Annotated in this window: 29 protein-coding genes and 1 tRNA gene; 18 read left to right on the forward strand and 12 right to left on the reverse strand. The window is 68.9% G+C overall.

Annotated elements, in window-relative coordinates; all coding sequences use genetic code 11:
• Positions 1-39: 39 nt before the first annotated feature.
• The 3 genes from JOD60_RS05300 (at position 40) to secA2 (ending at position 3,668) form a co-directional block, all read left to right on the forward strand.
• The gene (locus tag JOD60_RS05300; protein WP_076689211.1) at positions 40-750 is read left to right on the forward strand and encodes a hypothetical protein; all 711 of its coding nucleotides are present in this window, start codon (positions 40-42) and stop codon (positions 748-750) included.
• Positions 751-819: 69 nt separating this feature from the next.
• The gene (locus JOD60_RS05305; RefSeq protein ID WP_198159127.1) at positions 820-1,347 is read left to right on the forward strand and encodes an ArsR/SmtB family transcription factor; all 528 of its coding nucleotides are present in this window, start codon (positions 820-822) and stop codon (positions 1,345-1,347) included.
• Positions 1,348-1,367: 20 nt separating this feature from the next.
• Positions 1,368-3,668, forward strand: a complete 2,301-nt coding sequence (secA2, locus tag JOD60_RS05310; protein ID WP_198159128.1) for an accessory Sec system translocase SecA2 — start codon at positions 1,368-1,370, stop codon at positions 3,666-3,668.
• 68 nt (positions 3,669-3,736) lie between these two features.
• On the opposite strand, the gene JOD60_RS05315 is transcribed toward secA2, so the two are convergent.
• Positions 3,737-4,123 carry a hypothetical protein gene (locus tag JOD60_RS05315; RefSeq protein WP_076689215.1) on the reverse strand — a complete coding sequence of 129 codons (387 nt, stop codon included), beginning with the start codon at positions 4,121-4,123 and terminating at the stop codon, positions 3,737-3,739.
• A gap of 209 nt (positions 4,124-4,332) precedes the next feature.
• On the opposite strand from JOD60_RS05315, the gene mobF reads away from it, so the two are divergent.
• Both mobF and JOD60_RS05325 read left to right on the forward strand, forming a co-directional pair.
• Positions 4,333-7,779, forward strand: coding sequence for a MobF family relaxase (mobF, locus tag JOD60_RS05320; protein ID WP_076689217.1), 3,447 nt, complete (start codon positions 4,333-4,335; stop codon positions 7,777-7,779).
• Positions 7,780-8,003: 224 nt separating this feature from the next.
• Positions 8,004-8,492 (forward strand): hypothetical protein, encoded by a 489-nt coding sequence (locus JOD60_RS05325; RefSeq protein ID WP_157127854.1) that lies wholly within the window; start codon positions 8,004-8,006, stop codon positions 8,490-8,492.
• 32 nt (positions 8,493-8,524) lie between these two features.
• Here JOD60_RS05325 and JOD60_RS05330 read toward each other — a convergent pair whose 3' ends face one another.
• The 4 genes from JOD60_RS05330 to JOD60_RS17165 form a co-directional block, all read right to left on the reverse strand.
• Entirely contained in the window at positions 8,525-9,148 is a 624-nt protein-coding gene (locus JOD60_RS05330; protein WP_076689222.1) for a hypothetical protein, read from the reverse strand.
• Between the two features lie 78 nt (positions 9,149-9,226).
• Complete coding sequence (locus tag JOD60_RS05335; RefSeq protein ID WP_076689224.1) at positions 9,227-9,538, reverse strand: hypothetical protein; 312 nt, start codon at positions 9,536-9,538, stop codon at positions 9,227-9,229.
• Positions 9,539-9,595: 57 nt separating this feature from the next.
• Positions 9,596-10,534 (reverse strand): DUF2599 domain-containing protein, encoded by a 939-nt coding sequence (locus JOD60_RS17160; protein ID WP_198159129.1) that lies wholly within the window; start codon positions 10,532-10,534, stop codon positions 9,596-9,598.
• Between the two features lie 724 nt (positions 10,535-11,258).
• Positions 11,259-11,753: a PadR family transcriptional regulator gene (locus JOD60_RS17165; protein ID WP_232321700.1), complete on the reverse strand. Its 495-nt coding sequence runs from the start codon at positions 11,751-11,753 to the stop codon at positions 11,259-11,261.
• 105 nt (positions 11,754-11,858) lie between these two features.
• Between JOD60_RS17165 and JOD60_RS05350 the strand changes: the two genes are divergently transcribed.
• The 3 genes from JOD60_RS05350 to JOD60_RS05360 all read left to right on the forward strand — a co-directional run bounded on the left by JOD60_RS05350 (position 11,859) and on the right by JOD60_RS05360 (position 12,681).
• Positions 11,859-12,098, forward strand: a complete 240-nt coding sequence (locus JOD60_RS05350; protein ID WP_076689233.1) for an addiction module protein — start codon at positions 11,859-11,861, stop codon at positions 12,096-12,098.
• Positions 12,095-12,415: a hypothetical protein gene (locus tag JOD60_RS05355; protein ID WP_076689235.1), complete on the forward strand. Its 321-nt coding sequence runs from the start codon at positions 12,095-12,097 to the stop codon at positions 12,413-12,415. Before JOD60_RS05350 ends, JOD60_RS05355 begins: the two co-directional genes overlap by 4 nt.
• Before the next feature lie 177 nt (positions 12,416-12,592).
• Positions 12,593-12,681: transfer RNA gene (locus tag JOD60_RS05360), tRNA-Ser, on the forward strand.
• A gap of 49 nt (positions 12,682-12,730) precedes the next feature.
• Here JOD60_RS05360 and JOD60_RS17170 read toward each other — a convergent pair.
• Entirely contained in the window at positions 12,731-13,849 is a 1,119-nt protein-coding gene (locus JOD60_RS17170; RefSeq protein ID WP_076689238.1) for a tyrosine-type recombinase/integrase, read from the reverse strand.
• Positions 13,846-14,058: a helix-turn-helix transcriptional regulator gene (locus tag JOD60_RS05370; RefSeq protein ID WP_076689240.1), complete on the reverse strand. Its 213-nt coding sequence runs from the start codon at positions 14,056-14,058 to the stop codon at positions 13,846-13,848. The genes JOD60_RS17170 and JOD60_RS05370 overlap by 4 nt, the downstream gene beginning before the upstream one ends.
• Positions 14,059-14,165: 107 nt before the next feature.
• On the opposite strand from JOD60_RS05370, the gene JOD60_RS05375 reads away from it, so the two are divergent.
• The gene (locus JOD60_RS05375) at positions 14,166-14,876 is read left to right on the forward strand and encodes a hypothetical protein (RefSeq protein ID WP_076689242.1); all 711 of its coding nucleotides are present in this window, start codon (positions 14,166-14,168) and stop codon (positions 14,874-14,876) included.
• Positions 14,877-15,076: 200 nt separating this feature from the next.
• Here the strand turns inward: JOD60_RS05375 and JOD60_RS05380 are convergent, their stop codons facing one another.
• From JOD60_RS05380 to JOD60_RS05395, 4 genes are all read right to left on the reverse strand, one after another.
• Positions 15,077-16,306 (reverse strand): Dyp-type peroxidase, encoded by a 1,230-nt coding sequence (locus JOD60_RS05380; RefSeq protein ID WP_076689245.1) that lies wholly within the window; start codon positions 16,304-16,306, stop codon positions 15,077-15,079.
• The gene (locus tag JOD60_RS05385) at positions 16,306-16,842 is read right to left on the reverse strand and encodes a copper chaperone PCu(A)C (protein ID WP_076689247.1); all 537 of its coding nucleotides are present in this window, start codon (positions 16,840-16,842) and stop codon (positions 16,306-16,308) included. The genes JOD60_RS05380 and JOD60_RS05385 overlap by 1 nt, the downstream gene beginning before the upstream one ends.
• A gap of 41 nt (positions 16,843-16,883) precedes the next feature.
• Positions 16,884-17,489: a copper resistance CopC family protein gene (locus tag JOD60_RS05390; RefSeq protein ID WP_157127856.1), complete on the reverse strand. Its 606-nt coding sequence runs from the start codon at positions 17,487-17,489 to the stop codon at positions 16,884-16,886.
• A 167-nt stretch (positions 17,490-17,656) separates the two neighbouring features.
• Positions 17,657-18,358: a hypothetical protein gene (locus JOD60_RS05395; protein ID WP_157127857.1), complete on the reverse strand. Its 702-nt coding sequence runs from the start codon at positions 18,356-18,358 to the stop codon at positions 17,657-17,659.
• Between the two features lie 105 nt (positions 18,359-18,463).
• On the opposite strand from JOD60_RS05395, the gene JOD60_RS05400 reads away from it, so the two are divergent.
• The 9 genes from JOD60_RS05400 to JOD60_RS05435 all read left to right on the forward strand — a co-directional run bounded on the left by JOD60_RS05400 (position 18,464) and on the right by JOD60_RS05435 (position 23,409).
• Positions 18,464-19,747, forward strand: a complete 1,284-nt coding sequence (locus JOD60_RS05400) for an MFS transporter (protein ID WP_157127858.1) — start codon at positions 18,464-18,466, stop codon at positions 19,745-19,747.
• On the forward strand, positions 19,744-19,968 hold the full coding sequence (locus JOD60_RS05405) for a YgaP-like transmembrane domain (RefSeq protein ID WP_076689254.1): 225 nt from the start codon (positions 19,744-19,746) through the stop codon (positions 19,966-19,968). Before JOD60_RS05400 ends, JOD60_RS05405 begins: the two co-directional genes overlap by 4 nt.
• A gap of 26 nt (positions 19,969-19,994) precedes the next feature.
• Positions 19,995-20,357: a rhodanese-like domain-containing protein gene (locus JOD60_RS05410; RefSeq protein WP_076689256.1), complete on the forward strand. Its 363-nt coding sequence runs from the start codon at positions 19,995-19,997 to the stop codon at positions 20,355-20,357.
• Between the two features lie 61 nt (positions 20,358-20,418).
• Positions 20,419-20,805 carry a thioredoxin family protein gene (locus JOD60_RS05415; protein ID WP_076689258.1) on the forward strand — a complete coding sequence of 129 codons (387 nt, stop codon included), beginning with the start codon at positions 20,419-20,421 and terminating at the stop codon, positions 20,803-20,805.
• On the forward strand, positions 20,802-22,493 hold the full coding sequence (locus JOD60_RS05420; RefSeq protein ID WP_076689261.1) for an FAD-dependent oxidoreductase: 1,692 nt from the start codon (positions 20,802-20,804) through the stop codon (positions 22,491-22,493). The genes JOD60_RS05415 and JOD60_RS05420 overlap by 4 nt, the downstream gene beginning before the upstream one ends.
• Positions 22,486-22,758 carry a YgaP family membrane protein gene (locus JOD60_RS05425; protein ID WP_157127859.1) on the forward strand — a complete coding sequence of 91 codons (273 nt, stop codon included), beginning with the start codon at positions 22,486-22,488 and terminating at the stop codon, positions 22,756-22,758. Before JOD60_RS05420 ends, JOD60_RS05425 begins: the two co-directional genes overlap by 8 nt.
• A gap of 26 nt (positions 22,759-22,784) precedes the next feature.
• A complete protein-coding gene (locus JOD60_RS05430) occupies positions 22,785-23,060 on the forward strand; it encodes a metal-sensitive transcriptional regulator (RefSeq protein WP_076689265.1) in 276 nt (91 codons plus the stop codon).
• 38 nt (positions 23,061-23,098) lie between these two features.
• Positions 23,099-23,221 carry a DUF8730 family Cys-rich protein gene (locus JOD60_RS17370; protein ID WP_504739192.1) on the forward strand — a complete coding sequence of 41 codons (123 nt, stop codon included), beginning with the start codon at positions 23,099-23,101 and terminating at the stop codon, positions 23,219-23,221.
• Positions 23,222-23,223: 2 nt separating this feature from the next.
• Positions 23,224-23,409, forward strand: a complete 186-nt coding sequence (locus JOD60_RS05435; RefSeq protein ID WP_076689267.1) for a DUF8730 family Cys-rich protein — start codon at positions 23,224-23,226, stop codon at positions 23,407-23,409.
• A 17-nt stretch (positions 23,410-23,426) separates the two neighbouring features.
• Here JOD60_RS05435 and lgt read toward each other — a convergent pair whose 3' ends face one another.
• Positions 23,427-24,374, reverse strand: a complete 948-nt coding sequence (gene lgt, locus JOD60_RS05440) for a prolipoprotein diacylglyceryl transferase (RefSeq protein ID WP_076692065.1) — start codon at positions 24,372-24,374, stop codon at positions 23,427-23,429.
• Positions 24,375-24,500 lie beyond the last annotated feature (126 nt).

Here is a 24,500-nt window from a genome sequence, read left to right on the forward strand (position 1 = left end):
ACTACATGAGACAACTCCCAGGTTCGCTAGACTCGCCTCATGCCCGCATCTCCGCGCCGCCCCGGCGATCAGTCCTATGACGGCCTGATCATCTCGGCCGATCTGCCCGACGGGTGGCACCTGGCGTCCCGGTTCCCCGGCGAGCGGGACGACGACGCGAGCGAGCAGATCGATGCGATCCTGGGCTACAACGACCAGGCAATGACGGACGCCGACCGGCAGGCGCAGCTCGACTCCGAGGCGGACGAGACGGTCGACGGGCGCTGGCGCTACATCGAGCACTCAGCGACGGCGACCCGCGTGCTTATCCGTCTCCAGCGGCAGACCTTCGCCGTCCCGGAGGAAGTGCGGATCACCGGCGTCATCTACCTGCCGTGGCGACCGGGCGACCCGATCACCAGCCAGCTCTTGCGCGAGCTGCCGACCGCTCGGATCGAGGCGTCGATCAACAAGCGCCTGTTCGCCATGACGCGCACCGAGACGATCACCGGCGGCAAGATCGTTTTGCCCTCCGGCCGCAAGGTGTCCGAGCGCGACCTGCTCAAGCCGCTGGGCGATCCGAAGAAGACCCCGGACTTCTACGAGCTGGTCGCTCTCCAGCACGGCCGGCTCGCCGGCCAGGGCGACCCGAACCCGTCCGCGACGATGGCCGAGATCAGCGGCGTCGCACTGTCCACCGCGCAGGGCTGGGTCACGCGCGCCCGCGCTCGTGGGCTGCTCCCGCCCGGACGCCAGGGCCGCGCCGGATAGGGGGCAGCCGGCTGTCGGCTTCCCCAGTGTCCGATATCTATAGTTACGTTCTAACGTAGACTCGTGATTGTGAGCGGGGATGGTGATTTCGAGGCACGGTTGTCGGCGGTGGAGCAGGCTGTTACGGCCCTGATGAGCCGGGAGGGGGAACCCGGTTCGCCTGTCGCGCGTCCGGGCGTCTCTGCCCAGGAGGCGCTGTGGGCGCTGGAGGGTTTGCGGGCTCGTGCGCCGGAGGGTGGCGCTGTGCTCTACACCGGGGTCGTTAATCTGCCCGACGGCGGGACGGTGCAGTGGCAGTACGGGCGGGCCACTTCTGATGTGTTCGAGCAGGATTGGGCCGAGCAGACGGTCGTGCTGGCCGCGTTGGGCCATCCGGTGAGGTTGCAGATTCTGCATGCCGTGCTGCATGGAACGGTGACGGTCGCCGCGCTGGTGGAGGCGCTGGAGAGCGGCACGAGCGGTCAGGTGTATCACCACCTGAAAGAGCTCACCGCGGCCGGCTGGCTGGCATCGAGCAAACGCGGCGTCTACGAGGTGCCGGCTGCTCGGATCGTCCCCCTACTGGCGATCCTCGTCGCGGCGGGCACACCGGGATGAGCATCCCGATTCCGGTTTGGGTGTCCCGGACACTCGGCCTGCCCGGCGCAGCGTCCTTCCGCCGCTTCGATCCCGTCGTGCGCGCTGCGGGACTGCTCGCCGAAGAAGTGCGGACGCTCGACGCGGAGACGCTTCGCGATCAGCTCCGGATCGCGGTACGCGGGTCCCCGGCACATGCGGCGACGGGACGATTGTTGGCCCTCCTCCGGGAGGCGGCGTCGCGCACGGTTGGCCTGCGGGCCTTCGAAGAGCAACTGATCGCGTGCTGCGCCCTGCTGGCCGGGTATGGCGTGGAGATGGACACCGGGGAGGGCAAGACGCTGGTGGGGGCGTTGGCCGCCGCCGGTCACGCGGCTGGGGGCCGGCGGGTGCATGTGCTCTCGGTCAACGACTATCTCGCGGAGCGGGATGCGACCTGGACGGCTACGTTCTTCGCCGCGCTCGGAGTGAGCGTGGCCTGGATCGGACAGCACACCTCCGCTGAGGAGCGGCGTCGCGCGTACCGCTGCGATGTCGTCTACGCGCCCGTGAGCGAGATCGGCTTCGATGTGCTGCGCGATCGGTTCGCGGTCACCCCCGCGGAGCGAGTCGATCCGGTCTTCGACGTCGCGATCGTGGACGAAGCGGATGCCGTGATGATCGACGAGGCGATGGTCCCCCTCGTCCTCGCCGGAACGTCCGACGACCAGGCGGACGAGTTCGGAGAGGCGACCGCGCTGGTGGAACAGCTCACACCGGAACGCGACTTCACCGTCGACGCGGACCAGGCGACCGTCACGCTCACCGACGCGGGGCTGGACAGCATCGAGGCGCGCCTGGGCGGAATCAACCTCTACGACGCCGAGCACATCGCCTCGCTCACGCGCATCAACCTCGCGCTGCACGCCCGAGTGCTACTGCACCGTGACGTCGACTATCTCGTCAGCGACGGGGCGATCAAGCTCGTCAACACCACTCGCGGCCGCATCGCGCATCTGCAACGCTGGCCGGACGGATTGCACGCGGCCCTCGAAGCGAAAGAGCACCTGGAGGTCTCGGCCCCCGGCGTGATCCTCGACACGATCACGATCCAAGACCTGCTGCTGCGCTACCAGCTGCGCTCCGGCATGAGCGGAACCGTCGTCGCCGTCGCGGAAGAACTCATCGAGTTCTACGAGCTGCCCAGCGGCCGCGTCGAGCGGCACGAACCGAACAGGCGCGTCGATAAGCCCGACACCGTGCTCCTGACCGACCCCGAGAAGACCCGCACGATCCTGGATGAGATAGCGGCCCGGCATCACAGGGGACAGCCCGTGCTCGTGGGGACGCAGAGCGTGGCCGAATCCGAAGAACTCGACGCGCGGCTACGCGAGGCCGGGATCGAGGCTCGCGTACTGAACGCGAAGAACGACGCCGAAGAAGCAGCAATCGTCGCCCGCGCCGGTGAGTACGCGGCCGTGACGATCTCGACGCAGATGTCCGGCCGCGGCACCGACATCCGCCTCGGAGGGGCCGACGAACACGACCGGAACCGCGTTGTCGCCGCCGGAGGGCTGGCCGTCATCTCCACGGCCCGCTATCCTTCCGGCCGGCTGGACGCCCAACTCCGCGGGCGGGCGGGCAGACAGGGCGACCCCGGAACCAGCCACACCATCGTCGGCGTCGAAGACGACCTCCTGCAAATACATCTGACGCCGAGGATGCGCGCCAAGATCGCCCGCCAGGGCGAATCCCTCCCGCAGACGGAGCGGCGCCGAATGGTCGACGCCTGCCAAGCCGCCGCGGAACGAGCCCGCACCCTTCAGCACCGGCTCACCTGGACCTACAGTCGCGCGATCGCCGCGCAACGCGAGACCGTCCTCGACCACCGTCAGCGAATCATCGACGGCAAGTTCGCCGTCGAACGATTGCGCGAGCTGATACCGACCAAGGTCGCTTCCCTGGAGAACGCGCGCGGACAGGTCGCCGTCGCGGTCACCATACGGGCGGTCGCGCTGCACTACTTCGATGAACAGTGGATTGCGCATCTCGCGCTGCTCCAGGAGGTGCGCGACGGTATCCACCTCCGCGCACTCGCCGGACAGAAACCGACCGAGGAGTTCCATCGCATCGCCCTGCGCGAGTTCCACGGCTTCTTCGACGCCGTCTACCGCGACACCGCCGACCTCATCGAAACCCTCACCCCCGACGACATCGGCCGCGACCCCGAAGACCTCGGACTCCGCCGCCCATCCGCGACCTGGTCCTACATGGCCACCGACAACCCCTTCGGCAGCGCCGCCGGCCGCTTCATGGGCAGAGCCGTCAAACTCATCCGGTCAGACATCCTCAAACTCGAATAGAGCCCCTACCAGCGCCGAGCCGGAGACTCGATTCACTCCGCCGGGTCACATGGTCGAGCAATCAGGGCTCAGGCCTGTACGGCGACCGTTGCCTCGCTGGGACCGCCGCACTGCGCGCTGCCGCCGACGCGCACCCACTCCGGGGTGGCCTCGGTGTCGGAGAGCACCGTGCCGTCGGCGGCGAGCGTGCGCACCGTGACCTGTTCCATGCTCGTCATGCCCACCGAGAACGTCCACGAGTCGCCGTCGTTGCTCTCGACCGTGATCCACCCCAGCGGTCCCGAAGGGTCCACGTCGGCTGCGGGAGCGCACCCGGCGTCGGTGCAGAGCTGCACCTGATCGACCGCGGAGGTGTCCCCGACGAGCTGGACGGTGAGCGTGTTCGACCAGCCGATCGCCGGGCACGCGAACGGGGCGCATCCGGTCAGCCCCGTCATGGTCACCAGCACGGCCACCGCTACGAGTCCTGCCTGCCTTCTCCCCGTCATCCTCATCTCGCCCTCACCATCCGATCCCGCTTCTCCCTCACGACCCTACGGCCCCGACCGTCCCTCTCAACCGTCCCCGACTACCCTTCCAGCCTCACAGGACTCTCCCGCCCAAGAGCCAATGCACGAATGCTACCGTAGGTAGTTGCAAGAACATGAGTGAGTAGGAGGCGAGCATGAAGGGCGGTGTGATCCTATTCCGTGGCTCCGGTGCGGAGGCCCGCCGCTATCTGGAGTCCGACCGTTCCCTGGCCGACGACTACTACCTGGAGGCCGGGACCGCGATCGCGGAGTTCTCGGCCGTGAACGCCGCCGGGGAGGTGGTCGGCGAGGTCCGGCTGGCCCCGGAGCAGTACGCCTCGTGGGTGAACTGGATCAACCCGCTCGACGGGGAGTCGATGGGAAAACCCCGGCTCGCTGGCGAGGCCAAGCAGGGTTCCCCGCGGTTCGCGGAGATGGTCGTGAACGCTCCGAAGTCCCTGTCGGTTGCGGCCGCGCTGCACCCGGAGGTATCGGAGGCCCTGGATGCGGCGCAGGCGGATGCGGTGGCCGAGATCCGGCGCTGGCTCGGGCAACACAGCGTCACCCGGATCGGCCCTCGCGGGAAGCAGGAGGTGGTGCCGGTCGAACAGCTCGAAACCGTCTCGGTCGTGCATCACACCTCCCGCGCTGGCGACCCGCACCGGCATATCCACTTCCAGATCGGGACGCGGGTGTGGGCGGCCGGCAGTTGGCGCGGCCTGGACACCGCGGCGTTGTTCCGGCAGCAGGGCGCGATCCGCGCCCTCGGCACCGCCGTCATCGCCGCGCACCCCCAGCTCGCGGCCGTACTCGACAAGCACGGCCTGACCCTCGACCCGGTGACCGGGGAGGTTGCGGAGCTGGAGTCCTATAACGCGCTCATGTCGAAGCGTAGCGCACAGGTGCAGCGCAACCTCGCGCGGTTCGAGAAGGGCTGGCGTGCGGCGCATCCAGGCGAGGAGCCCGGCCCGGTGGTCCGGGGGCGGCTGGAGGCGATGGCTTGGGATCACGAGCGGCCGTCGAAGAAGCCGGCCACGCTTGCGGATGAGGCGGCCTGGCGCGTGGAGCTGGAGCAGGTCGGCTACCGGCCGGACCCGCCGCGCGTCCGTCGGCGCGCAGCTGTGTCGCTGGACGACCTCAGCGTGCAACAGGTCGCATCGCGCGCGCTGGACCGTTGCGCGGCTGGCGCGTCGACGTGGACGCGCCATACCGTGCAGGAGCACGTCACGCGCGTCATCACGGAGACCGGGGTGCGCGCCACCCCGGAAGTGTTGCGCGACATGGTTGCGATCACGACGGCGCTGGCGGTGGAGGATTGCCTGTCGGTGCTGCCGCCGGACGTGGTGCAGCCCGACCATGTGGCGCACCTCACCTCGCTGCACGTGGTCGCCGTCGAGACGCACCTGCGCGACAAGCTCCAGGCGCGTGCAACGGCCGGTGCGAGCCGGGTGCCGGAGGTGACGCGGCTGGCGCAGCGGCGCGGGCTGGACGCGGAGCAGGCGCAGGCCGCCGCCGCGGTCGCCAGCACCGACCCGCTCGTGGTGGTCGAGGGCGCGGCCGGCGCGGGCAAGACCACCATGCTCGGCGCGGCAATCGAAGCCGCCGCCGACCAGGGCCGGCTCACCCGGATCGTGACGCCGACGAAGAAGGCCGCGGACGTGGCCGCGCAGGAGCTCGGCGTGAGCACGGACAGCGTGGCGAAGCTCGTCCACGAGCACGGCTGGCGATGGAACCAGGACGGCGAGTGGACCCGGCTCGCGCCGGGCGACACCGACCCTGAGAGCGGCAGCACCTACACCGGCCCGACCGCTCCCGCACGGCTGACCCGCGGGGAGCGGATCGTGGTGGACGAGGCAGGGATGCTCGACCAGGACACCGCCCTCGCCCTGCTGACCGTTGCGGACGAGCACGGCGCGACCCTCTCCCTGATCGGCGACCGGGCGCAGCTCCCCGCCGTCGGCCGGGGCGGGCTGCTGGACATGGCGGCGCAGCTCTCGCCGCGCACCTACGACATGACCACGGTGCATCGCTTCGCCGATCCCGAGTACGCGGACCTCACTGTGCAGATGCGCCGGGGCGAGCAACCGGCGCTGCTGTTCGACCGACTGCACGCCCTCGGCCTCGTGGTGCTGCACGAGAGCACCGAGGCGATGCAGGAGGCGATCGCCCGCGATGCGCGCGACGGCGACGCGATCACCGTGGCGACCAACGACGAGACGCGGGAGCTGAACGAGCGCATCGGAGACGAGCGCGTACGCGCAGGCGTGGTCGACGACGCTCGCACGACGAGCGGCAGCGACGGGCTGAGCATCGGTCGGGGCGATGTGATCCAGACCCGGCAGAACGACGCCGATGTGCAGGTGGCGAACCGGCAGACCTGGACCGTCCAGGCCGTCGCCGAGGACGGGACAGTGTGGGCGACCGAGAACAGCAACGGAAGGAAGCGGCAGCGCACCGTGCGCCTGCCAGCGGAGTACGTGACCGAGCACACCCACCTCGCCTACGCCTCCACCGCCTACGGCGTCCAAGGCGCGACCGTGCCCGGATCGCACACGATCCTCTCCGACACGCTGGACGCCTCCGGCGTCTACGTCGGCATGACCCGCGGGCAGGAGACGAACCAGCTGCACATCGTCGCCGTGGACCCGGACGACGCGCGGGAGCAGTTCACGGCCGCGCTCGAGCGGGACCGCGCCGACCGGGGCCTGGTCGCCGCAACGCAGGCGGCGCGCGAAGCCGCCACCGGACTGGTCCCGGACGGCCCTGTGGCGTTGGTGAACGCCGAGCGGACCCGGCTGGCCGAGCGGATCGAACGGGCCGAGGCGCAGGCAGGCAAGTGGGAGCGGGCCGTGGCCGCGCTCACCCGCCAAGCCGCCCAGCAGCAGGCCGAGCGCGAACGCCAGGAGCAGATCGTCGCCGCCGCGGACGCGCACGCGGCTGAGGTCCGCGCCGACGTCGCCGCCCCGCTGATCGAGCAGGCCGTCGCCGATGCCACCGCCTACCTGAACGCCCGTGACCGGGCGTGGGAGGCCCGCCGCGACCGGGATCGGGCAGGGCCGTTCCGCCGCCGGGCGGCGGCCCGCACCGTGCAGGACGCGGACCGTGCGTTGCGCGCGACCGAGGACGCGGCGCGGCGGCGCTGGGGAGGCGTGCCGCAGACGGACGCGAGGATTCCCGCTTGGGCTGAGGCCGCCGTCAAGCTGGCCGACGCCGACCCGCAGGTGGTCGAGGCGCGGCAGGATGCCGAGCACGCCCACCGCGCACAGCAGCTGCTCACGAGGGTGCACATGGACGCGCGGGCGGGCCTGCGACGGCGCATCTTCGGCGACCAGCGCCCCGTCGATCCTGTGCAGCGCGCTGCCGGCTGGCGGACCCGCGCGCAGCAGGCCCGCGACGACCTCGCCCGGATCGAGGCCCTGCCGATCGGTGAGGCCGCGCGGCTCGTCCGCGACCGCGGGGCGCAAGCCGAGTGGGAGCGGATCACCGCGGAGCAGGCGAAGGCGGTCGCGGCGGCGCGGGCAGCGAAGCTCGCCCGATTCGCCTCGCCGTCCAGCGACCACCGCCGCACCGGGCCGGAGCGGGACGTCGGGCCGAGCCTGTAGCCGGGCTCGGGGCTCTGTCGCAGGCAGGCCGCGGCAGAGTGCTTACACTCAGAAGAGGGCGGGTGAGAAGGGCTTTCGCTTCGCTGACGCCCAAAGATCAAGGGTGATCTTTTCTTGGAATCGCGAGCCGACGGCTTGGCTGTGGTGCAGCCGGAGTCGCGGGGCCGGCTGCCAAGCGGCAGGAAGCGGGGCAGATGCTCACGGTGTGTGACACCATGGAATTGATGACGCGGCTCGTCCAGGGAAGGAAGGTCATGAACGACGAACAAGTGTTCTCCGACCCCGGTCATCCGGTGTCTAGCGTTCGGGTGGTCCCGCGTGGGCGTGCCGTGTATCGGGCTGATGCTGAGAGCGGTTCTGTCGTGGTCCGTCACTTGCTCGGGTACGAGCCGTTCACGGAGTTCTGGTTTGGACTTGGAGGGGCCTCAAGCCATCTAGCTTCCAGTGTCGAACGTTTTGGTGATGTTGTGCGGGCCCAGAGTGACGCGATTCGGGCCGATGGAATCGAGGATGCCGCGGCTGTGTTTTTGGGAAACGTCCTCGTAGGTCTTCGCCCCGATGCGTCATGGGTCAGGTATGGCGACGAGTTCCCGAGCGCTGGGACCGAGCAGCATCAGTATGAGGTTCTTCATCTTCTCGATCTGCTCATGGACTCCGATGACGCCACGTACCGAAAGTGCCTGGACATGATCGAGGGGTGGGCCCGGTCGTAACCAGGCCCACCCTGTAGTGCTGCGGTGTTGTGTTACGAGGTTCCGCAGTTGGGGGTGTCGACGATGTCGTATGCGGCCGCGGTGTATGTGGTGCCGCCTCTGACGAGTGTGCCGTTGGTCACGGTGCGGAAGATGGTCCGATCGACGTTGTCGTAGCAGTTGTACGCGTACTCCAGTGCGAGGCTCGAACCGCCTGTGCGTTGCGCTGATCGGCTGGCCACGAAGTTGTTGTAGTGGCCCCAGGCGAGGAAACCGATCGTGGAGGACATCGCTGCGCTCACAAACGGGGCGAGGCAGCTCGTGAGGTTGTCGGAGACGATCTGTGTCGTCTGCTTGTAGATCAGAACTGTCAAGCCACAACCGGACGGGAACGCACGTGCGACCACGCCGTCGTCGCTTGTTCCCTCCTCGACGTATTGGACGGAGGAGCCGCCGAGGATTTCGCCGCCGTTCGCTTCGATCTCAGCAATCCGCTCTGCGACACCGGGTAGCGATGTGTCGATGGGTGGGGCGGGGTCAGTCAGGGACGAATCATCTACGGGTGTGGGCGCTACCTCGGTAGCGTGGGCAGGACCGCCGATGGCGAGTCCCACGACCATCGCGAATGCGGCGATCGTGGCCGCGATGGTCCTGGTGGACCGGCGAAGTGTTGACATCACATAACTCCTTGCGTGCGTTGATGAGTGCTGCTAGGTGTCGGAATGAATATGTCTGGATCGACGGCCCCCTCGCTCTTATGCCGGGACGAAGCCCGAGCGGCGGCGGTAACGACCGCGAATGGCGGCAGCAATGAGCGCCGCGACTCCGAGTAGGGCGAGGATGCCGCCGAGGATGAGGATGCCGCGGTCGGTAGGCGTGATGCGGGTGAGAACGAACACCGTGTTTTCGTCGAGCCCGAGATCGAGGTCTTCGACATACATGTAGCGGGCGAAGACGGAATAGAGAAGGGTCACGATCGAGTAGAGCCCCGCGGTGACGAGAGCCACCCCCACGACGATGAGGGCCCGGATGCGGGCGGTCTGTGCCGTTGCTAGCTGAGTCGTCATGGGCTTCTCCTTAGGTGTCCGTGCGGGGCCGGTCCGGGACCGACCCCGCACTGGTGGTTACGACCAGGCGCCGTCGTAGGGATTGCAGTGATACTGGGCGAGCGACTGCGCCCAGCCCACTAGCGGCCGCCAGGACTCGAGGTTGTACTGGGGAAGCGAGGCTGGGAGCCCTGCGATGTGGCAATAGAACTGCTCCTGGATGGTGTTCGTCCATCGCCACGCGTTGCCGCCGAGCTTGGATTTCACCTCATCGACGTGTGCGAACCAGGTTGCCGGGCCGGCCCAGGTCTGCCCCCACGCCCGCGGCGTGACGTTGATCTTGTAGCCGCCGGAGGGGAACGTGACAGTCGGCTGGTAGTAGAGGTCCTGGCCGAGCCACGGGTCCGCGACGATCGGATAGGCGTACTGCCCGCCGTCGTGATCGATCCGCTGCGTCAGCGTTGTCCCGTTCACCTGGTAGCTGGTGGGGACAAGTGCGCCGTTGGCATCGACCGCCCACGCGGGAGCGACGCCACCGACGAACTCACCGTCCGCGCTGGTGATATGCACCGCGCCATCCTCGTCGACGGCGAGTGTCGCGCCCTCCGCGACGTCGATGCTGTAGCTGTAGCTCTCCGGCGCGGCGACATCGTCGATGAGGGTGAGGATCTGCACCGATCCGTCGTCCTTCACCAGCGGAACACTGGTCGCACCGTTGCCGTGCTCGAACAGCCGCACGCCTTCGCCGGCCACGGAGTCCTCCGCAACGGCCGCCGTCGCGGGAAGCCAAATCGACACACTCACGTCCTCACCGTGAGTGGTGACCGGCTCCGCTCCCGTCGTCGGAACCGTTGCCGGCGTGACAGCTTGCGCGCCGCGCGCCGCAGATGCGCCGTCATACAGGTTCTCGCGCACCTCGGGGGCCACCCGCGCCAGCAGGGCATCGAGGCTTTCGCTGTCCTCCGCGTTCGCGGCCGTTGCCGGCGATATCGCCAGCACTCCCAGCACTGCTGCCACGAGTACGGCTACTCGTCTGTTTTTCACGTTCGTTCTCCCGTCTGTGGTCCCTGAGCCTCGAAGGCGAGGCGTAGTCGCAGGCTAGACCTACATATGTAGGGATAGCAAGCAAACAGGACGGGAAGTGTCACGGTCGGCTCGGCGGCACCACTCTCACCGGCGAGAGTATGAGATAGAGCACAGCCAACCCGGCGACAGCGGGAACCGTGGCCCATGCCGGGAGCAGCGTCAGGGCAATCAGGGCGATCGAGGCAAAGATCAGTGGAACCCACCGTTGCCACTGTCGCGTCTCGCGCATATCGTCCGCCAATCGATCCGGGATTCGGATCGAGGCTATCTCTACATATCTAGCTAAAGCAAGTGGCGAGAGGTTCTCGGAGCTTTTCGCGACTCGTCCGTGGGCGCGGCGATCAGCCACACGAGCAACCCCAGAGCCACGACAGGCATGAGGAACCACGGGGGGATGAAGATCGCGGACACCAGGAGCCCGGCGGTTAGGAACGTGGCTCTCACCCATCGCCTTCGACACCATGCGGAGGGGCCCCGGCGGACCACGAAGGCAACCGCGCCGCGAGCGATGTCGCCGCAGTCCACGCTGAGTTCGTCAGCATGGTCCAGGTCGGCCGCCCACACCTCGGCCATGATCCGGCTCTCGGGGCGGGGAAGGAACGCCGCAGCGATGCTCACCGTGGCACGCGCCGCACACCGCCCCGCGTGCATGCGCCTACGCTCCCGCCAGTCCGGCGGGCCGGACTCGTGGTGAGCGCTCAGCCGCCTGCCTGTTCTCGACAGTGGTGATCGCCGCGAGGGCTATCTCTCGCGCTTCCTGCTGAAGCTGGTAGTAGCGACGCCTCGGGCCCTGCCGGGACGTGTCGTCCTCCCACGCGCTGGAGATCCAGCCCGAAGATTCGAGGCGATCGAGGATCGGATAAACACTGCCACTCGGTCGACCCGTCGTCTTGACGAGCTGAAGCCCCCACACAGGCCCTTCAGCCGCGACGAGCATCTTCAACACGTCAATCGTGGCCGGCGTCAGTCGAGACAATCGCTCCATATGTCGAGATAATACGCCGGACAATCCAGCGAAACCCACATCGATCGGTGTCGCAAGGATCAGCAGACCCGCACGGTCTTCAATCAGGAGGCGGAAACGATCAACGTCGCCTGCCGCCGTCCTCGACCGGGACGTGCTCCCGTATCTGACGATCGATTTCGCCACCTGACACTGGACGCGTGACGATCGGATGCGGTAAGCGTGGGCTCAGTCGTCCACGCGGTGCCTCGGTTCTGGCCGATGTCACTGCGGTCGCCGTACACTAAACGCATGACTCCGAAGCTGGCGGACTACATCGAGGCGGGCAAGGCCCTCGATGCAGACGAGCGCGAAATCGCCTCGCTCGCACTCCAGCACGTCGATGAGGCAGAGCAGGCCGAAATCGACGCCGCCTGGGACGAGACGATCGACCGGCGCCTTGACGAACTGGTGAGCGGCAAGGTCCCGCCGGTCAGCGGCCGGGAGACGATCGCAATCGCGCGGGCACGGTCGGCCGCGCGGCGCAAGTGACGCTCGACTGGAACGAGCACCCCGAGGCTCGTGAAGAGTTCCTCCACGCCCACGACCGCTACCTGGGGATCGAGGACGGCAGGCTCGGTGACGAGTTCGCTGACGTAGCCGAGTCCGCCGCCGAGTTGATCCTCCAGTGGCCGGACGCGCCGCCGCCGTACCGCGGCCGGCGACGCGATCCGATGATCCGCACCTGGCATCTCGGCAAGTTCCCATACAATCTCATCTACGTAGTCCGCGAGGGTGAGGTGTTCGTGCTCGCCTACGCTCCCGAGGCGCGTCGGCCCGGCTACTGGGTGCACCGTCTGAACGGTTGATCGGCCGCTCTCAGGAACGTGTGCTGGGTGACCCCCAGGTGACCCCGAGCCTCCCGAGGATGCCGTTTCAGGTCGATTCTGGCGCGTGATAAGTGCGAGACGTGCGCTTGGCAAGGCGCCGCGGCTTCCCAACAACCACAAGGGATCGCGGCGTTCTCAGGCCTCGGACGGCCAGGTGGAGCGGCGGCGGTCTGGCTCCCGCACCACCCTGCTAAGGTGGAGTCCCCTTACGGGGACCGAGGGTTCAAATCCCTCCGTCTCCGCCAAAAAGCCCTGGTCAGAAAAGGTTTCTGCGATCGCCGGGAGGCGTTGAGGTCAGCGTCCGAGGCTTGGATCGCGCCGAGTGTCCCGCGAGTGTCCCGACTTCTGGCCGAACTCCTCGGCGGCGGCGAGACGCCGCACGTGGTCGCGGCGTTGGCCTTCCCCGAGGACGTGCGCGTAGACCGCGAGGACGGTGCGTGCTTCGTCGCCCAGGTAGTCCGCGACCTCGTGCACGGGCGTGCCGAGCCGCAGCCAGGTGGACGCCGCGTAGTGGCGGAGCGCGTGGCGGCGGAAGCCGAGGGGGAACTTGCGGACGACGCCGACCGAGAGCTGCCCGCCCTGCTGGTTGGTGAACAGGTAGTCGTCGGGCTGCTTTCCCACGGCGTACTGACGGAAGATCGCCAGCGCCCGCGGCGACAGTGGCACGGGACGGGTACCGCGCCAGGACTTCGGGTTCTTCTCCTCGTATCGGTCGGAGTGGGAACGCTCGACGTTGAGCTGCGCGAGGGGTACTTCGGAGAGCCAGTTCACGCGGATCGCGCGCAGCTCGCCCCAGCGCACGCCGGTCAGCGACATGAACTCGAACACGTCCGCGATGTCGCTGCGCCGCTGCCGCAAGGCGGCGAGCACTCCGGCGACGCGGCGCGGGGAGGGAATCTCGTTCGGGCTCACCGCCCGCTGGGCGACCGTGCTCAACTCGGGAATCTTCTTCATGGTCCGCACCGGGTGCGGCTGGTGCAGGTAGCCCTGCTCGTCGGCGTAGGTGAACAGGGCGCTCAGGGTCGTCTTGGCTCGCGCGACCGTCGCCGGTGCCTTCCCGCTGCGCAACTCGGCGAGTAGGTGCTCCCGGATGTCCCCGGCCTGCACGGTGGCGAGCGACCGCTTCAGCAGGGTAGCGGGGAGCGCGGCGAGGTTGTTCCGGTCGGTGTCCACCGTGTGCGGGTTCCCGCCTTCACGCGCCGCGAGGAACCTCTCGACCAGTTCCTGCATCGTGAACTTGCGCTTCGGCGGCAGCGGGCGGCCGGTGTCCAGCAGGTGCTTCTGCTCCCGCTCCCACGCCTCGGCGTCGCTCTTGCGGTCGAAGGTGCGGGACGCGACGAGCTGCGTGCCGGAGCGGACGCGCGCGAGGTAGCGGGTCTTGCCCCTCCTGGTCTTGCGCGCCTCGATGCTCACTCGACCACCCCCGCCAGGCGCTCCACGTCGATGCGCCGGTAGACGCGCTTGTGCGGGGTGAGCCGAATCGGCTCTACCGGAGCCTGGCCGGACACGGCGAGGGCGCGCAGGGTCGTGCGATGGATGCCGAGCAGTGCCGCCGTCTCTTCCTCGGAGTAGAACAGCGGCGCCGGCCCGGTCTGCACGACGCCCTCCGCACTCTCGCCCATCCTGGCCTCCTTTCGAACATCAGATAGTTGCGGATATTTGAGACTATACCGCCACGAAGATAACCGCAACTACATGAGATAACTCCCAGGTTCGCTAGACTCGTGACATGCCCGCATCCCCGCGTCGCCCCGGCGATCAGTCCTACGACGGCCTGATCGTCCAGGCTGACCTTCCCGACGGCTGGCACCTCGCGTCCCGGTTTCCCGGCGAGCGGGACGATGACGCGAGCGAGCAGATCGACGCGGTCCTCGGCTACAACGACCAGGCGACCACCGACGCCGACCGCCAGGCGCAGCTCGACTCGGAGGCGAACGAGACGATCGACGGCCGCTGGCGCTACATCGAGCACACGGCCACGGCGACCCGCGTGCTGATCCGCCTCCAGCGGCAGACCTTCGCTGTCCCGGAGGAGGTGCGGATTACCGGCGTCATCTACCTGCCGTGGCGACCGGGCGACCCGATCACTAGCCAGCTCTTGCGCGAGCTGCCGACCGCCAGGATCGAGGCGGCGATCAACAAGCGGCTTTTCGCCATGACGCGCACCGAGACGATCACCGGCGGCAAGATCGTCCTCCCGTCCGGCCGCAAGGTGTCCGAGCGCGATCTGCTCAAGCCGCTGGGCGACCCGAAGCAGACCCCGGACTTCTACGAGCTGGTCGCCCTCCAGCACGGTCGGCTCGCCGCGAAGGGCGACCCGAACCCGTCAGCGACGATGGCCGACATCAGCGGCGTCGCGCTCTCCACCGCGCAGGGCTGGGTCACCCGCGCCCGTGCCCGCGGACTGCTCCCACCCGGACGCCAGGGCCGCGCCGGATAGCCGGACTCGTCCGCTCTCCCAGAGCGCGGAAAGAGTCGGAGGCCGCAGTCCGCTCGCTGTGCTCGGGCGTTGCGGTCTCCGACTCGGCCTCGCGCAGAGCATGGACCGGCTCGGGCCAGGAGCCGGGTGCGAGGGACGACTGAGCCAGCGAAATCCCTAGCGAGGAAGTAGCGTCCGAGCGGCAGTTTTCAGCGGAGCAATCATTTCAAGAGTCCTTCGCCAATGTATCCGCCGCTCTCGCAGCCAGGTGGGATGGCGAAGACGGCGGAGCCGATGGGGATGGTCCATTGGTTGAGGAGGTCGAGTTCGTCCAGGCGGCGCTGGATGGGAACGAACTGAGCGGTCACATCGGCTTGGTAGGACGCGAAGATCAACCCTGACTCAGAGATGCCGTCGCCGCTGGGTGGGAGATCGTAGTTGTAACTGCGTCGGTAGATGCGCTCGGTGCCGTCGCCACGGGCGCGCCGCATGTGGGCGAAATCGGGGATGACGGGAAACCCTGCGGTGCCGGTGGCGGCGAAGTCGGGTTCGTCAGTCTCGTTCGCCCCTGTGAGCGGTGCTCCGTTCGACAGGGTTCGGCCGATCGATGCCTCGCGCCCCACGCGGTCGAGCTCGTCCCAGGTGTCGAGGGTCATCCGGATGCGACGGATGACGAGGCCGGTGCCGCCGGCTAGCCAGCCGTCGGTGACCCAGACGACGGAGTCGAAGTCCTCGGTTCCGGGGACGGGATTGACGGTGCCGTCGACCTGTCCGAACAGGTTCCGCATGGTCGTGCCGGATCGTTCGGTGCCGCGGGCGCGGCGGAAGCCGTCCTGGCGCCAGCGCACGGTCGCGAAGCGGCGAGCATCCTTGAGCAGCATCCGGGCGGTGTGTGCGACGGTGACCGGGTCGTCGGAGGCGATCTCGATGAGCAGGTCCCCGCCGCTCCAGGCGTCCTCGAGCTGGTCGATCGAGAACACGGGCAGCGGGGCGAGCCAGCCTGGGGCGGTTCCTCCCGCGCGGGCGACGAGACCGGGGCCGAAGCCGAAGGTGACGGTCAGGCGTGCGGGCGCGATCGCGAGCTCCGGTTCGGAGTCGGCGAGAGCGGCGACCCCCTGGGTGAGGCGCGCGGCGTCGTCGGTGAGGATGCGCATCATCCGGCGCAGCCCGTCTCGGCTCGTGCTCGGTGCGAGGTCGAGCCCGATGAACGCGGTGTGGGCCTGCGGAACGGTCGGGACGCCGGCCTGATGGGGTCCGTGGAATGGGACAGCGTCGCTCCCGGTGATCGCGTCGGCGTCGGCTGCCGATGTCGAAGAGGCGCGATCGCGGGAGGCGAGGGCGAAGTCTGCGCCGATCGCGGCGGCGGCGCCGAGGCCGGCGGCAGCCCCTCCGAGGAGGAGCTGTCGCCGGTTCACGCCGCGCCCGGAACCGGCGTCCCGGGCTTGGGGCATCAGTCGTCCCCGCCCATGTTCATGTCGTCACCTGTGTAGGTCTCGTTGGCGCCGGAGTAGTCCTTCGCCGGGGCGGTGAAGGTGTAGTCGGAGCCGTCCGAGAACGTCAGGGTGAACTCGATCTCGTCGCCTGCGACGATTGGGGCGGTCAGGCCCATGAGCATGAGGTGGTTGCCGCCCGGCTCGAGCGTGAGCGCGCCGCCGGCCGGGATGGTGAAGCCGCCGTCTTTCTCCCGCATGACCATCGAGCCGCTGCCGTTGTCTACGGTCTCGTGCAACTGCATCGAGGTCGAGGCGGTGCTGGTGGCCGAGACCAGGGTCACGTCGGCGTCGCCGGTGTTGGCGAGCTCGCCGAAGGCGGCGGACATGCCCTCGCCGGCGGCCTTGACCCAGGCGTCGATACTCGTGACGCTCTGCCCGGCGGTTGTCGGGCCAGCGGCCTGGTCGGGCGTCGTTGTCGCGCATCCAGCGAGAGCGAGCGCAGCGGCGGCCAGCGCGAAGACGACCGCCGGACGGCGGACGGTGAGTGTGTTCATCAGAATGGTTCCTTACGTCGTTCAGAAAGGGTTGGGTGTGTTCACGGAGAGCCGGGCTCGTCCGTGCCGTGTTGGGTGACGCGTCGGCGGAGGAAGCGACTGGCGATCCAGTAGCCACCGCCTGCGATGACGGCGCCGGCAAGACCGATGAGAACGATCCGTATCGCCCCCGGCACTCCCGGCTCTCGGGTGTCTGCGCTGTCCTGCCCGTTCGCTGCTCCTGGCGCCGTGGCGGCCGGTGACGGCCGTTCGCCGGCGTCTCCGACGACGAACGGGATGATCCCGCTGATGGGATGCCCGTCGCGAGAGACGACCTGCCATCGGATCTCATACCAGCCGTCGGGCATGCCGCCCTGCAGTGCGATCCGCGCCCTGGTGTCGTCGTAGGCGAGGTCGCCCTCGGTCCACGACTGCTCGGCGGCGTCGGTCACGATGATGATGCCACCGAGCTCCATGAGCTCTCCGGAGAACTGCAGCACGACCTCCTCCGGTGGAGCCTGAAGCACTTCGCCGTCGGCCGGGGTCGATGCGACGAGCTGGTCATGAGCCTGGGCAGGCTCCGCGATCCAGAGCAGGCCACTGGTCATTGCGGCGACCGCGAGCGCGGCCGTGACGATGCGTATCCACCCGGAAACGGGTCGTGACATGGTGCGTCCAATGCTGATCGGCACGGCAGCGCCGCACCAGGGTGAGAGCCAGATCGTTACCGTCGGCGACGGTCGACCGCGAAAGAGCCGGCTGGTTGAGGTTCACGCCCCGAAGGGTCGGAACGGACGCCAGCCGCACGCTCCCGGGGCGCGTGCGACCCGGTGCGTCAGGAGAGCGCGAGCAGAGTGGAGCGCGGTGGCCCTCTGCGGGAGATCGACGCCCCGAGCAGCAGATGCGCGAAGGGGCGCTGGTTCAGGAAGTCGCCCACCAGCCGCGGCAGGGCGACCCGGATGGCAGCCGGACGAGGCAGTCGCGGGAACAGCGTGCGCACGAGCATTGCCGTGAGCTGCCACAGGCCGACGAGGGCGGCTTCGCCGCGTCGGATCAGCAGGATGGTGACCACCGCTGCGATACCGTGCCCGACCCACATCCCGCCGTCGGAGTGATCCATGTGGGGAGCCATCTCGGTCCCGGTGTGCAGCAGCGTGATCGTCTGCGCATGATGCCCGGCGTGGCCGGCGGGGGCGTCTTCGATCAGGAGCACTCCGGGGCCGGTAGTGCCGAGCACGAACAGCCAGTGGAACAGGAGTTGGCTGGACAGTACCGAGAGCACCAGCCCCGGCAGAGACAGGACGCGCCCGGACAGCGGGAGGCATACGAACACCGAGAGCGCCAACGGCACCAGGATGCCCGGCATCTCCGGCACGGACCCTCCGGCGAGCACATGCGATATCAGCGCGATCAAGGTGGAGAACACCGCGACGAGCAGCGCCTTCCCGGCGCGCGCCTGCCGAGACAGACGCGCCCCGCGCAGCCGCGCCGGGACGGGCTCGCCGTCTCGGGCTGCTTCTGCAGTGCGAGGTCTCATCAATCTCATCCTAAGGATCGGCCGAGCCCCTCCCAGGAGCCCGCGGCGGGCGCATGGAGCACCTCCGACTAGGCCACACTATACGGTGGGGGGTATATTCGGAGCATGTCGACCCCCACGATCACGCCCGCGCGTCGCCGGGTGCAGCGGCGCACGCTGCTGCTGCTCTCCCTCGCCCAGGTGTTCAGCGGCGTCGGCACCGGCGCGGTGGTGTCGACCGGCTCCTTGCTTGCCGTCGAGCTGTCGGGGTCGGAGGCGTGGGCTGGTTCGGTGACCACGACGATGACGCTCGGCGCGGCAGTCGCCTCGGCGCTGCTGATGCGCCTGGCCCTGGCCCGGGGTCGTCGGATCGCCCTGTCGACCGGACTGCTGATCGGCGCTGCGGGAGCTGTCGGCGTCGTGCTCGCCGCCGTCAGCGGGGCCTTCTGGCTGCTGGTCGCCTCGGGGGTGCTGATCGGATACGGGAACGCGGTGAACCTGCAGGCACGATTCGCCGCGACCGATCTGAGCGCGACCGAGCACCGAGGGCGCGACCTGTCGCTCGTGGTCTGGATGAGCACGATCGGCGCGGTCGCCGGCCCGAACCTCATCGGCGCCGGCGGGACACTCGCAGCCGGACTCGGCATTCCTGCGTTGTCCGGGCTGTTCGTGATCTCCACGGCCGGAATGCTGGTGGGCATGGCCGTCATCTGGATCGGCCTCCGACCCGACCCCTACCTCGTCCTCATCGGTCGGCAACCGCTGGCCGGAGCCGACGGAGCGGTCACGGCTGCGCCTGTGCCGGGAGGTCCGCGGCCGGGGTTGCGGCAGGGCATCCGGGCGTTGTGGTCCCACCCCGGATCGCGAGCCGGGCTGATCGGCATCGTCGCCGCGCACGCGGTGATGGTCGCGGTGATGTCGATGACGCCGGTGCACCTGACCGGGCACGGCGCCTCGATCACCATCGTCGGGCTCACCGTGAGCCTGCACATCGCGGGCATGTATGCGCTGGCCCCGGTGATGGGCGTGCTCACCGATCGGCTCGGCGGGCGCATCGTCGCCGCGGCCGGGATGGTGACGCTGCTGGTCGCGGTGCTGCTGGCCGGGTTCAGCGGCGACGCCCACGTGGTGACCGTGATCGGGTTGATCCTGCTCGGCCTGGGCTGGTCGGCCGCGACCGTGGCTGGGTCGGCGATGATCGTCGCCGCCACCCCCGTCGCCGAGCGGGTTGCCGCCCAGGGCGCGTCGGACACGCTGATGAGCCTCGCCGGTGCTGTGGGCGGGTTGCTCGCCGGGGTCGCCCTCGCCGCGATCGGCTATCTCGGCCTCGGCGCTGCCAGCGCCGTGGTCATTCTCATCACCCTCGCGGTCCTGGCCTGTACCGCACGAACGAATCGGAGAACCCCATGAGCATCCTCGCCTTCCTCAGCTCCACTCCCGGACGGTGGACCCGCGCCATCGTCGGCGCCGTCCTGATCGCGCTGGGCGCGATCCTCGGCGGCTGGTGGTGGCTGCTCGCCGCGCCCGGGCTCTTGTTCGTCCTCGTCGGCGCACTCGACGTGTGCCTGATCGCGCCGCTCGCGGGAAAGCCCCTGCGCGGCAAGGACTTCCGCGCCGCCCTTGGCCGCTGACCGGCCCGAACGAACGGACACGCATCATGCGCACGCTCCTCACCCTGCTCTCGCTCGCCTTCGCCGCAACCCTCACCCTGGCCGGCTGCTCCAGCCCTGCCCCCGTGACCGTGGGTGAGGATGCCGTCATCATCGACGTCCGAACTCCGGCTGAGTACGCCGAAGGGCACCTCGACGGCGCGGTGAACATCGACGTCTCCTCCCCGGCATTCGCCGACACCATCGCCGAGCTCCCCGCAGACGGCGAGTATGTCGTCTACTGCCGGTCGGGCAACCGCTCCGCACAGGCCGCCTCGATCATGCGCGACCACGGATTCGAGCACGTCATCGACGCCGGCGCTCTCAGCGATGCATCAACGGCCACCGGGATCGACATCGTCACGGAGTGAGCGTCAGCCCGCGCGACCACGAATGGTCGCATCACAATACCCCTGGGGGTATACTCAAGTTATGGCTACCCGAGAGATCACCCTCGACAACCTCGAACCCACCATCACGGGGAACGACATCGTGCTCCTGGACTTCTGGGCTGCGTGGTGCGGCCCGTGCCGCGCGTTCGCGCCCGTATTTGAGACCGCCTCGACCACCCACCCGGACGTGGTGTTCGGGAAGGTCGACACCGAGGCGCAGCAGCAACTCGCCGCCGGGTTCCGGATCACCTCGATCCCGACCCTGATGGCGTTCCGCGAGAACATCCTCGTGTTCGCCCAGCCCGGCGCCCTCGCGGCCCCGCAACTGGAACAGGTGATCGCCGCCGTGCGCGACCTTGACATGGACGAGGTCCGCGCCCAGGTCGCCGCACAGGCTCAGCAGAGCCAGCAGGAGACGGCACGATGAGGATCGTCATCGTCGGAGGCGTCGCCGGCGGCATGAGCTGCGCCGCCCGCGCACGGCGGTTGGACGAGACCGCGGAGATCATCGTGCTCGAACGCGGCGAGCACGTCTCCTACGCGAACTGCGGACTGCCCTACTTCGTCGGCGGGGAGATCTCCGACCCCGCGAAGCTGCTCGTGCAGACCCCGCAGTCTCTTCACGCCGCTCTCAACCTGGACGTGCGAACCCGCCACGACGTCACCGGACTCGACCCCGAGCAGCGGGTCGTGACCGTGGACACCCCGGACGGGACGATGCGGATCGGGTATGACGCGCTCGTGCTGTCGCCGGGTGCGCAGGCCGCGCGACCCCCGATCCCGGGTCTGGACTCTCCGCGAGTGCGCACCCTGCGCACCGTCGATGACGCCCTTGCTCTGCGCGAGCAGGTCGAGGCCGGAGCGCGGCGCGCGGTCGTGCTCGGCGCCGGATTCATCGGCATCGAGGCCGCCGAAGCCCTCGCCCGCCAAGGACTGGACGTGTCCGTGGTCGAGCTCGCCGAGCACGTCCTGCCCCCGCTGGAGCCGGAGCTCGCCGCGCTCGTTTCCGACGAGCTGCGCCTGCTCGGAATCGAACTGAGAACGAGCATCGGCGCCGCGGGCATCCAGCAGGGCGCCGAGCACGACTTGGTCGCCCTTTCCGACGGAACGCTGCTGCCCGCCGAGCTGATCGTCCTGTCCGTGGGCGTGCGACCGGACACGGCCGTGTTCGAGGCGGCGGGGGTGGCGTGCGAGCGGGGCGCGATCGTGGTCGATGAGCACGGTCGCACCTCGATCCCCGGTGTCTGGGCCGTCGGCGACGCGACCGTCAGCGTCGACGCGGTCACCGGCGTCCGCCGTCCGGTCGCCCTCGCCGGGCCCGCGAACCGGGCCGGCCGGCTGGTCGCCGACGACATCCTCCGCCCTGGTGCCTCCCGGCCGATCCCGCACCCGGTCGGGACCGCGATCGTCCGGATCGGCTCGCTGACCGCGGCGCTGACCGGCGTGAACCGCAGTGCGCTGGACGCGGCCGGCATCGGGTACCGGACGATCCACCTGCACCCGAACCAGCACGCCGGATACTTCCCCGGAGCGACCCAGCTCCACCTGATCCTCCACCTCCGCGAGACGGACGGGCTGCTGCTCGGCGCGCAGGCGGTCGGCGCGGAAGGCGTCGACAAGCGCATCGACGTGCTCGCCACAGCGATCCGCGCCGGCATGGTCGTGGACGAGCTGATCGACCTGGACCTCGCCTATTCGCCCCCCTACGGGCAGGCCAAGGACCCGGTGAACCTCGCCGGGATGATCGGGGAGAACGTCCGCACCGGAACCCTCGCGCTCTGGTACGCGCAGGACGTCGATCACGTGCTCGCGGACGCGTTCGTGCTCGACACGCGCAGCCGCGCCGAGTTCGCCACCGGACACCTGCCCGGCGCGCTGAACGTCCCCCACACCGAGCTGCGCGACCGCCTCGACGAGGTCCGCACCGCAGCTGCCGGGAGGCCCGTCCGAGTGATGTGCGCCTCCGGGGTCCGCTCGGCCATCGCCCACCGCGTCCTCGCCCAGGCGGGATTCGACTCCGCCTCCCTGTCCGGCGGCATCCTCACCCTCCGAGCCGCGCTCGGCGACCGAGCCGCCGAGCTGCTGCGCTTCGAGGGGGCGATGCAGGATGCCTGAGCCCCGTGCGCTCCGCTCCTGCGCCGTGTCCCCTGCGGGTCGAGTCGTCCGGGCGATCGCGGCCGTGCTCGTCGGCGCGTTCGCGTTGAGCATGACCGGCCAGCCCTGGTGCGCGATACCGGCAGGGATCTGCGCGACCCTCCTCGCCATCGGTGCCATCACCGGCTGGTGCCCCACCGACCTGCTCCGCACCCCGCAGGCCGAGACAGTCGAACAGAACACCCTCGGCTTCACCGACGCCCGCCAGCACATCGACATCACCTGACCGCTCCCGAACCGAGAGGACTCGCTATGAGCACCACCGACCCCGACGTCCAGCGCCGCATCCTGCACCGCCTCCGCCGTGCTCGCGGCCAGCTCGACGCCGTCATCAACGCCGTCGAGCAGGAGAAGCCCTGCCGCGACATCGTCACCCAGCTCGCCGCCGTCTCCAGCGCCCTCGACCGGGCTGGGTTCGCGATCGTGTCCACCGCGATGAAGGACTGCCTCACCGACCCCGACACCGCCCTCGCCGAAGACGGAATCACCACCGAAGAGCTCGAGAAGCTCTTCATGATGCTCGCCTGACCTCGGACCCCACAGACAAGACAACGAGGAGAACGTCTATGTGCCAGCAAGTCACCTGCTCACGCTGCGGCCGACCGACATGGACCGGCTGCGGGCAGCACATCGAGACCGCACTCGCCGGAGTGCCCGAAGCCGACCGCTGCCACTGCCAGGAGGTGTGACCATGTGCTCAGCGACTACCTGCAAGACCTGCGGAAAGACCACCTGGACCGGCTGCGGTCAGCACATCAACCAGGTCCGACGAGGCGTGCCCGCGCACCAGTGGTGCAACGGACGCCATACCCCCGAGGAGATCGCGGCTGCGAAGGCGGAACGCGGGAACTTCCTCACCCGACTCCTCGGCCGCTGACCCCAGCCGCTTCGAGTTCAGTCGCGAGACGGTGTGCCAGACGACACCGCGCCACCCTCTGATCCGCCGACCGCCTCGGCTGCCGATCCGATCGGGCTCGCTTCAGCGGTAGCTGACGGCTCACGCCCCGGGAGGTACGGAGACGGCTCCGGCTCGTGGTGCCGAACCGTCTGAACAACCATGATGGCGATGCCGAGGGCGACGACCGCGAACGACGCCCAGATGTTCGCCGGGATGCCTAACGGCGCGTCGCTGGTCGGATCGATCCGGATCGCCTCCAGGCCGCTCCGCCCCAGCCCGTACCAGATCAAGTAGACCGCGAGACTGCGCCCCCACCCGAGCGCGAAGCGCCGCTCCAGCAGCAGGATCACTCCGGCCCCGCACAGGTTCCAGATCATCTCGTACAGGAACAGCGGATGGAACAGCGTCCCCGCAGGCAGCCCGTCCGGGAACATCGCCGCCGACGGCGAAATCTCCAAGCCCCACGGCAACGTCGTCGGCAGCCCGAACAGCTCCTGATTGAACCAGTTTCCCAGCCGCCCGATCGCCTGGGCGACCAGCAACCCCGGCGCCAGTGCGTCCGCGAACGCCCAGAACCGCAAGCCCATCCGCCGGCAGGCGATGACGGCCCCGATCGCGCCGCCGATCAGAGCGCCATAGATCGCGTTCCCGCCATCCCAGATCGCGAACACACTCCACAGGTTCGCGCCTGGATAGAAGTAGTCCCCGACATGGGTGAAGACGTGATAAAACCGCGCCGCCACGATTCCCAGTGGGACCACCCAAATCGCGATGTCCACCACCGCCCACCGCGCCACCCCGCGCCGCCGCAGCCGCCTCTCCGTGATCGCCGCCGCCGCGAGGATCCCCACGATGATGCACAGCGCATAGGTGTGAATCGTCAACGGGCCGACCGAGAAGCTCGCCCACGACGGATCCGGGCTCGGAATACTCGCGGGGAGCATCGAAAGCCTCACCGCCCTTCAATCGATCCGTCGCCAGTCTAGCGAGGGACCAAGATCGGCCCGACTCGAGACCGCTTCAGTTCGACACTTGTTCTCTATTCGCGCAGCCTTACTGGCTCTTCGCAG

It is taken from the genome of Microbacterium aurum (assembly GCF_016907815.1).
GTDB classification, from domain to species: Bacteria; Actinomycetota; Actinomycetes; order Actinomycetales; family Microbacteriaceae; genus Microbacterium; species Microbacterium aurum.